General features: G+C 70.8%; 9 protein-coding genes and 1 pseudogene. 7 read left to right on the top strand and 3 right to left on the bottom strand.

Going from position 1 to position 10,741, the window contains the following annotated elements:
- Nucleotides 1-124: 124 nt before the first annotated feature.
- The 3 genes and pseudogenes from BHU15_RS29425 to galE form a co-directional block, all read right to left on the bottom strand.
- Nucleotides 125-901 (bottom strand): annotated as a pseudogene (locus tag BHU15_RS29425) (class I SAM-dependent methyltransferase); the annotation flags it as partial.
- A 202-nt stretch (nt 902-1,103) separates the two neighbouring features.
- Nucleotides 1,104-2,045, bottom strand: a complete 942-nt coding sequence (locus BHU15_RS29420; RefSeq protein ID WP_069629939.1) for a cation diffusion facilitator family transporter — start codon at nt 2,043-2,045, stop codon at nt 1,104-1,106.
- Between the two features lie 152 nt (nt 2,046-2,197).
- Nucleotides 2,198-3,181, bottom strand: coding sequence for a UDP-glucose 4-epimerase GalE (galE, locus tag BHU15_RS29415; protein ID WP_069629938.1), 984 nt, complete (start codon nt 3,179-3,181; stop codon nt 2,198-2,200).
- Between the two features lie 351 nt (nt 3,182-3,532).
- Between galE and BHU15_RS29410 the strand changes: the two genes are divergently transcribed.
- The 7 genes from BHU15_RS29410 to BHU15_RS29380 all read left to right on the top strand — a co-directional run bounded on the left by BHU15_RS29410 (nt 3,533) and on the right by BHU15_RS29380 (nt 10,691).
- Nucleotides 3,533-5,452, top strand: coding sequence for a DUF5941 domain-containing protein (locus tag BHU15_RS29410; RefSeq protein ID WP_069629937.1), 1,920 nt, complete (start codon nt 3,533-3,535; stop codon nt 5,450-5,452).
- Nucleotides 5,449-6,186 carry a phosphocholine cytidylyltransferase family protein gene (locus BHU15_RS29405; RefSeq protein WP_069629936.1) on the top strand — a complete coding sequence of 246 codons (738 nt, stop codon included), beginning with the start codon at nt 5,449-5,451 and terminating at the stop codon, nt 6,184-6,186. Before BHU15_RS29410 ends, BHU15_RS29405 begins: the two co-directional genes overlap by 4 nt.
- Complete coding sequence (locus BHU15_RS29400) at nt 6,174-7,235, top strand: iron-containing alcohol dehydrogenase family protein (RefSeq protein ID WP_069629935.1); 1,062 nt, start codon at nt 6,174-6,176, stop codon at nt 7,233-7,235. Before BHU15_RS29405 ends, BHU15_RS29400 begins: the two co-directional genes overlap by 13 nt.
- Nucleotides 7,213-7,992, top strand: coding sequence for a CDP-alcohol phosphatidyltransferase family protein (locus tag BHU15_RS29395; RefSeq protein WP_051433591.1), 780 nt, complete (start codon nt 7,213-7,215; stop codon nt 7,990-7,992). The genes BHU15_RS29400 and BHU15_RS29395 overlap by 23 nt, the downstream gene beginning before the upstream one ends.
- Nucleotides 7,993-7,997: 5 nt before the next feature.
- Nucleotides 7,998-8,870, top strand: a complete 873-nt coding sequence (locus BHU15_RS29390; RefSeq protein WP_023537277.1) for a glycosyltransferase family 2 protein — start codon at nt 7,998-8,000, stop codon at nt 8,868-8,870.
- Nucleotides 8,871-8,971: 101 nt separating this feature from the next.
- Complete coding sequence (locus BHU15_RS29385; RefSeq protein WP_031228870.1) at nt 8,972-9,913, top strand: ABC transporter permease; 942 nt, start codon at nt 8,972-8,974, stop codon at nt 9,911-9,913.
- On the top strand, nt 9,906-10,691 hold the full coding sequence (locus BHU15_RS29380; RefSeq protein WP_023537275.1) for an ABC transporter ATP-binding protein: 786 nt from the start codon (nt 9,906-9,908) through the stop codon (nt 10,689-10,691). Before BHU15_RS29385 ends, BHU15_RS29380 begins: the two co-directional genes overlap by 8 nt.
- Nucleotides 10,692-10,741: the final 50 nt, after the last annotated feature.

Here is a 10,741-nt window from a genome sequence, read left to right as displayed (position 1 = left end):
AACGGGCATGTCCGCCCCCGCGATGTGCTCTGCGGGGGCGGACACGGGTGTTACGCCGTCCCGGCCGGGGCCGGGACGGGAGCCGCCGGAACGGGCGCCGTCAGGACGGCCGCCGTCACGCCGCCGGCTCGCCGAGACGCAGGACGTAGCCGGTGTAGCCGTACTCCCCACCGTGCTCGCGGCGCATCGCGATCTCCGCGCGCGTCAGGTCGAGCGCCTGCGCCATGCCCGGCGCCCGCCGGTCGGCCGAGTCGGCCCGCTCGCCGAGCGGCCCGTAGTACTCGTCCCAGTCGCTCTCCGGCTGCGGGTACACCTCCACCACGGTGTAGCCGGCCGCGACGGCCGCGGCCGTGTTCTCCCCGGTCGTACGCAGCGTGTACTGCTCGTCCCAGAAGGCACGTGCCTCGGGGCTCGGGTCGGCCCGCGTCCACTCGCACTCGGTGACGACCAGCGCGCCGCCGGGGGCGAGCAGCCGCCGCCAGTGGGCCAGGCCGTTGTCGAAGCCGATGGAGTAGATCGAGCTCTCCGCCCAGATCAGGTCGAACGACCCGTCCGGGTAGGGGAGTTCGGCCATGTCCGCCACCTCGGTGCGGATCGATCCGGTGAGCCCCCGGGCGGCGGCGCTGTGCCGCAGCTCGTCGAGGAACGGCTCGTGCAGATCGACGGCGGTCACCCGCGCGCCGGCCTCGGCGGCCAGCAGGAGCGAGACCAGACCGGGGCCGCAGCCCAGGTCGAGCGCGCGCGGCCGCGACGGCAGCGGTCCGGCGAAGGACAGCAGCCGCCGGGTGGTGGCGTCGGAGCCGGGCCCCTGCCGCGGCAGCCCGTGGTGGAGGGAGAAGAAGGCTTCGTGGAGTTGGTCGGTGTCGTTGGTGGCGTCGTTGTTGATGTCGTTGTCGGACAACGTGAGAACCCTTGTGTGAGGGGCTCCGGCCGACGCGGGACCGGTGTGGTGCGGACCGGTCAGCCGGCAGCCCGGAAGTCGAGGAAGGACCGTGTGCCGCGCGGGGCGACCTCCACTGCGACGGTCATCAACCTCAGCTCCTCTCACGACGCGGGAGACCGTGTCGTCTCCGGCCGCCAACACTAGCAACGGCCGCGCCGCGTCAGTGACAGAGATTCGCCTCGTGCTCGGCGTGCCCCATCGGCTCCAGCTGGAAGGTGCAGTGCTCCACGTCGAAGTGGTCGCCGAGACAGCCCTGGAGATCGTGGAGCATCTTCTCGTGCCCGACGCTGTCCAGCACGGACTGGCTCACCACCACATGCGCCGACAGCACCGGCATGCCCGAGGTGATCGTCCAGGCGTGCAGGTCGTGCACGTCCTCCACGCCCGGCAGCGCCACTATGTGCGCCCTGACCTCGGCCATGTCCACGCCCTTGGGCGCCGCCTCCAGCAGCACGTTCAGCGTCTCGCGCAGCAGCTTCACCGTCCTCGGGACGATCATCAGACCGATCACCAGGGACGCGATAGGGTCGGCCGCCTGCCAGCCCGTGGTCAGGATGACCGTCGCCGAGATCAGCACGGCGACCGAGCCCAGCGTGTCGGCCAGCACCTCCAGATACGCGCCGCGCACATTGAGGCTCTCCTTCTGCCCGCGCATCAGCAGGGAGAGGGAGATCAGATTGGCGACCATGCCGACCGCCGCGAAGATGATCGTCAGCCCGCCCTTGGTGTCGGCGGGGGTGATGACGCGCTCGACCGCCTCGAAGAGCAGGAAGCCGCCGACACCGAGCAGCAGCAGACAGTTGGCGAGCGCGGCCAGGATCTCGGCGCGGGCCAGTCCGAACGTACGGTTTCCGGTCGGCGGCCGGTTGGCGAAGTGGACCGCGAGCAGGGCCAGGGCCAGGCCGACCGCGTCCGTCGCCATGTGCGCGGCGTCGGCGATCAGTGCCAGGGAGTCGGCCGCGATACCACCGACGATCTCCATGACCATGACGGACAGGGTGATCCCCAGCGCGATCCGCAGCCGCCCCTTGTACGCGGCGGTCGCTGTCCCCGGCGGCGGTGCGCCGCCGTGTGTGTGCCCGTGATCGTGCCCAGCCCCCATGAGGTTGCCTCCCGGTCAGTTCGATCGTGCCGACGCGGCCCAGTGAACTACGGGTGGGGGGTATCGAGCAACACGGCAGTGAACACCGTTGTCATTCCCTCTGACCTGCGGGAATGCCCGCAGGTCAGTGGAGTGACAAGATCCTTTACGGGTCAGTCGGCAGGCAGCTCGGGGTGGCGCAGCAGCCAGCCTTCCCACGCCGATTCGACCATTTCGCGTACTCCGCGCCGGGCCGTCCAGCCCAGGTCCGTGGTGATCGCGTCGACCGACGCGACGGCCTTCGCCGCGTCGCCCGCCCGCCGGGGCTCGACGACCGGGGGAGTCGTCCGGCCCGTGACCTCGGCCACCAGATCCGCGAGTTCGCGCACCGACACGCCCTCGCCGCGCCCGATGTTGTACGTCAGGTCGCCGGGCGTCTCCCGCTCGGCCAGCCGCCGTGCCACCGCGAGATGGGCGTCGGCGAGATCCGCGACATGGATGTAATCCCGTACGCAGGTGCCGTCCGGCGTCGGATAGTCCGCGCCGAAGATCCGCATCGGCTCACCGCGGGTGATCCGGTCGAAGAACATCGGGATGATGTTGAACACCCCGGTGTCCGCCAGTTCGGGGCGCGCGGCCCCCGCCACGTTGAAGTAGCGCAGACACGCGGTGGACAGCGAGTGGGCCCGGCCCGTGGCGCGTACCAGCCACTCGCCCGTGAGCTTCGTCTCGCCGTACGGGTTGATCGGCACGGCCGGCGTCCGCTCCGTGATCAGGTCCACCTCGGGCACGCCGTACACGGCCGCCGACGACGAGAACAGGAACCGCCCGACCCCGGCCGCGACCACGGCCTCCAGCAGCACGGTGAGCCCGTGCACGTTCTCCCGGTAGTACGCGAGCGGCTGCTCGACCGACTCGCCGACCTGCTTCTTGGCCGCGAGATGCACCACACCGGTCACCGCGTGGTCGGCCAGCGCCCGGTCGACGACCTCCCGGTCGAGCAACGAGCCCCGCACCAGCGGGATTTCGGCGGGCAGCCGGTCCGTGACGCCGGACGAGACGTCGTCCAGGACGACGACCCGTTCACCCGCCTCGGTCATGGACCGCGCCACATGCGCGCCGATGTACCCCGCTCCACCTGTGATCAGCCAAGTCATGCCGCCACCATAGAGCGTGCCGCGAGGCGGCCTCGGTGGTCGTACGGTTACCGGACGTTCACCTGGCGGTCGCGGTTTCGACGGTGCAGACCGTGCGGAGTCGGATATGTCTTACGGGAGCCGCACGGGTCCCCGGCGGCCACGGTTTGTGGGGCGAGGCATCGATCGACAATGATGATCTCCCGGCGGGTCGGAATTGGCCCGGCTCATGGCGTCCGGGGCGTGAACGGGCGGTGAACTCGGCCTTCCGTTCATCCGATAGCCTCTGCCGACACGCCGCCGACCCGGACCCCGGGCACAGCCGCCGCGTCAGCCCCGCAGTGTCCTCGCAGTGTCAAGGAGTGAATTCGTCTGTCGACCGCCATCCTCACCGGTACGCCGGTACCCGGATCGCCGCTCGAAGGCGATCTGCGGTCGCTGGGATTCGACGTGCGCACCGCGCCCGACGCGGCGGCGGCCGTCGGCCTGCTCGCCGCCGTGCCGCCCGCCGACCGCGTCGCCCTCGTCGACCAGCGCTTCGTGGGCCATCTCCACGCGCTGCGGCTGGCGTTGACCGATCCCCGGTTCCCGGCGGCTGCCGTCACCGGCGCGCTGACCGCCCAGCCCGAGGCGCGGGCCGCGCTGTCCGTGGCACTGGCCACCGTGACGAACGGCACCGCCGCCAACCGTACGGACGCCAAGGCGGACGCCGCCGTACGAACCGGTGGCGCCGGCCTGGCGACCGGACCGGGCGAGCCCACCACCCGCACCGCCTCCGCCGAACTCCCGCTCGCCGACCGGGTGGGCGCCGCCCTCGACGCCGACGGCACCGCCGTGCAGCACCCCGAACTCGGCTCGCTCGTCGCCGCCGTCCCCGACGGACCGGCCGCCCGCGAAGAGGCGCTCGCCGCCGTCGCGGCCGTGGACGACGAGGCGGTACGGCTGCGCTCCGCCGTGAAGGCCCGCGACGGGTTCTTCACCACCTTCTGCATCAGCCCCTACTCCCGCTACCTCGCCCGCTGGTGCGCCCGGCGCGGACTGACGCCCAACCAGGTCACCACCGCGTCCCTGCTCACCGCCCTGGTCGCGGCGGGCTGCGCGGCCACCGGCACCCGGGGCGGCTACGTCGCGGCCGGACTGCTGCTGCTCTTCTCCTTCGTCCTGGACTGCACCGACGGGCAGCTCGCCCGCTACTCGCTCCAGTACTCCACGATGGGCGCCTGGCTCGACGCGACCTTCGACCGGGCCAAGGAGTACGCGTACTACGCCGGTCTCGCCCTCGGCGCCGCCCGAGGCGGTGATGACGTCTGGGCGCTCGCGCTCGCCGCGATGGTCCTCCAGTCCGTCCGCCACTTCGTCGACTTCTCCTTCAACGAGGCCAACGCCGACAGCACCGCCGCGACGGTCAACGGCAAAGCCGTCGTCGGCACCCCCACCACCGCCCTCTCCAGCAGGCTCGACAGCGTCGGCTGGACCGTCTGGGTGCGCCGGATGATCGTCCTGCCGATCGGCGAGCGCTGGGCGATGATCGCCGTCCTCACCGCCCTCACCACGCCCCGGATCGTCTTCTACGCGCTCCTCGCCGGCTGCGCCTTCGCCGCCTGCTACACCACCGCGGGCCGCGTCCTGCGCTCGGTGACACGCAAGGCCGTCCGCACCGACCGGGCCGCCCAGGCGCTCGCCGACCTCGCCGACACCGGCCCGCTCGCCGAGCTGGTCGCCCGCGCGGTACGGCGCCCGGTCCGCGCGCTGCCCGGTGTGCTGCCGCTGCTGATCGCCCTCGCGGGCGGAGCCGCCGCCGTCGGCGTGGCCGCCTTCGGCCCGCTCGACAGCCCCCTGCTGATCCTCGGCGCCCTCGTGTACGTCCTGACCTCGGGGATCGCCGTCGCCCACCGGATGGGCGGCCCGCTCGACTGGCTCGTCCCGCCGGTCTTCCGCGCGACCGAGTACGGCTTCCTGCTGGTCCTCGCCGCCCGCGCCGACGTCCCCGGCGCCCTGCCCGCCGCGTTCGGCCTGGTCGCGGCCGTCGCCTACCACCACTACGACACGGTGTACCGCATCCGTGGCGGCGCCGGAGCCCCGCCCCGCGGGCTGGTCAGGGCACTCGGCGGACACGAGGGCCGCACGCTGCTCGTCGCCGTACTCGCCGCCCTCACCACAGCTGAGTCCGGCCTTGCGCCGGAACTGACGGTGATCGCCGTCCTCGTCGCCGTGATCGCGCTCGCGGAGTCCATCCGGTTCTGGGTGTCCTCCGGAGCCCCCGCCGTACACGACGAAGGAGAAACCGCATGATCGGCCTCGTACTGGCAGCAGGCGCCGGCCGGCGCCTGCGCCCCTACACCGACACGCTCCCCAAGGCCCTCGTGCCGGTGGACGGCGACACGACCGTCCTCGACCTGACCCTCGGCAACTTCGCGGAGATCGGGCTCACCGAGGCAGCGATCGTCGTCGGCTACCGCAAGGAGGCCGTGTACGAGCGCAAGGCGGCCCTGGAGGCCAAGTACGGCCTCACCCTCACCCTCGTCGACAACGACAAGGCCGAGGAGTGGAACAACGCCTACTCCCTCTGGTGCGCCCGTGACGTCATCAGGCGCGGTGTGATCCTCGCCAACGGCGACACCGTCCACCCCGTCTCCGTCGAGCGGACACTACTCGCCGCCCGCGGCGAGGGCCGGCGGATCATCCTCGCCCTCGACGCGGTGAAGCAGCTCGCCGACGAGGAGATGAAGGTCATCACCGAGGGCGACAAGGGCGTGCGCCGCATCACCAAGCTGATGGACCCCGCCACCGCCACCGGCGAGTACATCGGCGTCACACTCATCGAGCCCGAGGCCGCCGACGAACTCGCCGACGCCCTGAAGGCCACCTTCGAGCGCGACCCCGACCTCTACTACGAGGACGGCTACCAGGAACTCGTGGACAGAGGCTTCACCGTCGACGTCGCCCCCATCGGCGACGTCCCCTGGGTGGAGATCGACAACCACGACGACCTCGCGAAGGGCCGTGTCATCGCGTGCCAGTACTGACCCGACTCATCCCGTCCCCGGTCGTCGTCGACATCACGCGCGGCGCCCTGGACGACCTGGCCGGCCTCCTCGCCGACCAGCGGATCTCCGCGTCCGGCAAGCTCGCCGTCGCGATCAGCGGCGGCTCGGGGCAGGCGCTGCGCGAGAAGCTGTCTCCGGTACTGCCCGGCGCCGCCTGGTACCCGGTCGCCGACGGCACGATCGACTCGGCCGTCAAGCTCGCCGACGACATCAAGGGCAAGCGGTACGACGCGGTGGTCGGCCTCGGCGGCGGCAAGATCATCGACGTGGCGAAGTACGCCGCCGCGCGGGTCGGCCTGCCGATGGTCTCCGTCGCCACCAACCTCGCCCACGACGGCCTGTGTTCACCGGTCGCCACCCTCGACAACGACAACGGCCGCGGCTCCTACGGCGTCCCGATGCCGATCGCGATGGTCATCGACCTCGACGTCGTACGCGAGGCCCCGGCCCGCTTCGTACGCTCCGGGATCGGCGACGCCATCTCCAACCTCTCGGCGATCGCCGACTGGGAGCTGTCCCACGAGGTCAACGGCGAGCCCATCGACGGCCTGGCCGCCGCCATGGCCCGTACCGCCGGCGAGTCCGTCCTGCGCCACCCGGGCACCGTCGGCGACGACGAGTTCCTCACCGTGCTGTCCGAGGCGCTCGTGCTGTCCGGCATCGCCATCTCGATCAGCGGCGACACCCGCCCCTCGTCCGGCGCCTGCCACGAGATCAGCCACGCCTTCGACCTGCTCCACCCCAGGAGGGCCGCCAGCCACGGCGAACAGGTCGGCATCGGCGCCGCCTTCGCGATGTATCTGCGCGGCGCCCACGAGCAGTCGCGGCTCTTCGCGGAGGTGCTGCGCAGACACGAACTGCCCGTGCTGCCCGCCGAGATCGGCTTCACCGCCGACGAGTTCGTCCAGGCCGTCGAGTACGCGCCGCAGACCCGGCCGGGCCGCTTCACGATCCTCGAACACCTCGACCTGTCCACCGACCAGATCAGGGACGCGTACGCCGACTATGCCAAGACCATCAGTAGCTGAACTCCGTCCAGTCGTGCACCCGCCGGGCGTCAAGGACCGGCGGAGCGGCGAGCACTGGGGCGGCCGGCTCTACATGCGCGAGATCTCCCTGCGCGTCGACCGGTACCTGGTGAACACCAGCGTCACGCCCAACCAGGTCACGTACGTGATGACCGTCGCCGGCGCCCTCGCCCTGCCCGCCCTCCTGGTGCCGGGCATCGCGGGCGCGGTGCTCGGCGTGCTGGCGGTCCAGCTCTATCTGCTGCTGGACTGCGTCGACGGCGAGATCGCCCGCTGGAAGAAGCAGTACTCGATGACCGGGGTCTATCTGGACCGCGTCGCCGCCTACCTGTGCGACGCCGCCGTCCTGGTCGGCTTCGGACTGCGCGCCGCCGACCTGTGGGGCACCGGGCGGATCGACTGGCTGTGGGCCTTCCTCGGTACGCTCGCCGCCCTCGGCGCCATCATGATCAAGGCCGAGACCGACCTGGTCGGCGTCGCCCGCCACCAGCAGGGCCTGGCCCCGGTCAAGGAGGCGGCCTCCGAGCCGCGCTCGTCCGGCATGGCGCTCGCCCGCAGGGCCGCCGGGGCGCTGAAGTTCCACCGGCTCATCCTGGGCATCGAGGCGTCCCTGCTGATCCTGCTCCTGGCGATCCTGGACACCGTCCGGGACGATCTGTTCTTCTCCCGGCTCGGCGTCGCCGTCCTGGCCGGAATCGCCGTCGTGCAGACGCTGCTGCACCTCGTGTCGATCCTCGCGTCCAGCAGGCTGAGGTGAGTGACATGCGTCTCGGTGCGGTGATCATCACCATGGGCAACCGCCCCGACGACCTGCGCGCCCTCATCGACTCCGTCGCCAAGCAGGACGGCGACCCGATCGATGTCGTGGTCGTCGGCAACGGCGCCCCCGTCGGCGACGTGCCCGACGGCGTACGGACCATCGAGCTGCCCGAGAACCTCGGCATCCCCGGCGGCCGCAACGTGGGCATCGAGGCCTTCGGCCCCTCCGGCGGCGACGTGGACGTCCTGCTCTTCCTGGACGACGACGGGCTGCTGCCCGGCACCGACACCGCCGAACTGGTCCGCGAGGCGTTCGCCGCCGACCCGGTCCTCGGCATCGTCAGCTTCCGGATCGCCGACCCCGACACCGGCCTCACCCAGCGGCGCCACGTCCCCCGGCTGCGCGCCTCCGACCCGCTGCGCTCCTCCCGCGTGACGACCTTCCTGGGCGGCGCCAACGCCGTCCGTACGAAGGTCCTCGCCGAGGTCGGCGCCCTGCCCGGCGACTTCTTCTACGCCCACGAGGAGACCGACCTCGCCTGGCGGGCCCTGGACGCCGGCTGGATGATCGACTACCGCGCGGACATGGTCCTCTTCCACCCCACGATGCCGCCCTCCCGGCACGCGGTCTACCACCGCATGGTGGCCCGCAACCGGGTCTGGCTCGCCCGCCGCAACCTGCCCGCGCCCGTCGTCCCCGTCTATCTGGGCGTCTGGATCCTGCTCACCCTGGCCCGCCGCCCCACCGTCCCCGCGCTCAAGGCATGGTTCGGCGGATTCCGGGAAGGCTGGTCCACTCCGTGCGGTCCCCGCAGGCCCATGAAGTGGCGTACGGTGTGGCGGCTGACCCGACTGGGCCGACCGCCTGTCATCTGACAGGCTCGGTTCTGAGAGCATCGGGGAGATAACTTCCGGGTCACGGCCGTCCACGCCTGGACCCGACCGGCCGCGCATCTTGAACACGAAAGTTTCAACTTGTGAGTGAGACAACCCATGACGGCGGCGCGATCGCGATGAGCGCCCCGCCGTCTCCCGACGACGGTCTGTCCTCGACCGAACTGGCCGCCAAGTACGGCCTGTCGGTGAGCGGTGCCCGTCCGGGACTGGCCGAGTACATCCGCAAGCTGTGGGGCCGGCGCCATTTCATCCTCGCCTTCTCCCAGGCGAAGCTGACGGCCCAGTACAGCCAGGCGAAACTCGGCCAGCTCTGGCAGGTGGCGACCCCGCTGCTCAATGCCTTCGTCTACTTCTTGATCTTCGGCCTGATCCTGAACGCGGGACGCGGTATGGAGATCAGGGTCTACATCCCGTTCCTGGTGACGGGGGTGTTCGTGTTCGCCTTCACGCAGACGTCCGTGATGGCGGGCGTGAAGTCGATCTCGGGCAACCTCGGGCTGGTGCGCGCGCTGCACTTCCCCCGCGCCTCACTGCCCATCTCCTTCGCGCTCCAGCAGCTCCAGCAGCTGCTGTTCTCGATGATCGTGCTGCTGGCCGTGGTGGTCGCGTTCGGCAGCCTGCCGGGCCTGTCCTGGCTGCTGGTGCTGCCCGTCCTGGCGCTCCAGTTCGTCTTCAACACCGGTCTCGCGCTGATCATGGCCCGGCTGGGCAGCAAGACACCCGACCTCGCCCAGCTGATGCCGTTCATCATGCGGACCTGGATGTACGCGTCCGGCGTGATGTTCTCCATCCCGCTGATCCTCGCCGACAAGCCGAACGTGCCGAGCTGGATCGTCGACGTACTCCAGTACAACCCCGCCGCCATCTACATGGACCTCATCCGTTTCGCGCTGATCGACGACTACGGCTCATCGAACCTGCCCCAGCACGTGTGGGCCGCGGGTCTCGCCTGGTCGCTCCTCGTCGGCATCGCGGGCTTCGTGTACTTCTGGAAGGCTGAGGAACGGTACGGCCGTGGCTGACCTCAACGAGCAGGGACGCGTCCCCACCGTCATCGCCGACGACGTGCACATCGTGTACCGCGTCAACGGCGGCAGCGGCGGCAAGGGCAACGCCACCGCGGCACTGAGCCGCATACTCAGGCGCGACAAGGGCGAGGCGCGCGGAGTCCGTAAGGTGCACGCGGTCCGGGGGGTGAGCTTCACCTCCTACCGGGGTGAGGCGATCGGCCTGATCGGCACCAACGGCTCCGGCAAGTCGACCCTGCTGCGCGCCATCGCGGGGCTGCTGCCCACCGAGCACGGCAAGGTGTACACCGACGGCCAGCCCTCGCTGCTGGGTGTCAACGCCGCGCTGATGAACGACCTCACCGGCGAACGCAACGTCATCCTCGGCGGCCTGGCCATGGGCATGACCCGTGAGCAGGTGCGTGAGCGCTACCAGTCCATCGTCGACTTCTCCGGCATCAACGAGAAGGGCGACTTCATCACCCTGCCGATGCGGACGTACTCCTCCGGCATGGCGGCCCGGCTCCGCTTCGCCATCGCGGCGGCCAAGGACCACGACGTCCTCATGATCGACGAGGCCCTGGCGACCGGTGACCGCAAGTTCCAGATCCGCTCCGAGGCGCGGATCCGCGAGCTGCGCAAGGAGGCCGGCACGGTGTTCCTGGTCAGCCACAGCAACAAGTCGATCAGGGACACCTGCGACCGGGTGCTGTGGCTGGAGAAGGGCGAGCTGCTGATGGACGGCCCGACGGACGAGGTACTGAAGGCGTACGAGAAGGAGACCGGCAAGTAGCCGCGTCACCAAGGGAGTTCACACCTCCGCACACACCGAGGCGGCCGCCG

The sequence above is a fragment of the Streptomyces niveus genome, from assembly GCF_001723055.1.
In the GTDB taxonomy this organism is placed as follows: domain Bacteria; phylum Actinomycetota; class Actinomycetes; order Streptomycetales; family Streptomycetaceae; genus Streptomyces; species Streptomyces niveus.
The sequence above is the reverse complement of the archived record's forward strand: the minus strand, read 5'-3'. Positions and strand labels throughout refer to the sequence as shown.

Coding starts and splice junctions, on each gene's coding strand:
- BHU15_RS29390 (WP_023537277.1), top strand. CDS start 7,998: ATGCGTCTCGGTGCGGTGATCATCACCATGGGCAACCGCCCCGACGAC.
- BHU15_RS29395 (WP_051433591.1), top strand. CDS start 7,213: ATGCCAAGACCATCAGTAGCTGAACTCCGTCCAGTCGTGCACCCGCCG.
- BHU15_RS29405 (WP_069629936.1), top strand. CDS start 5,449: ATGATCGGCCTCGTACTGGCAGCAGGCGCCGGCCGGCGCCTGCGCCCC.
- BHU15_RS29420 (WP_069629939.1), bottom strand. CDS start 2,045: ATGGGGGCTGGGCACGATCACGGGCACACACACGGCGGCGCACCGCCG.
- galE (WP_069629938.1), bottom strand. CDS start 3,181: ATGACTTGGCTGATCACAGGTGGAGCGGGGTACATCGGCGCGCATGTG.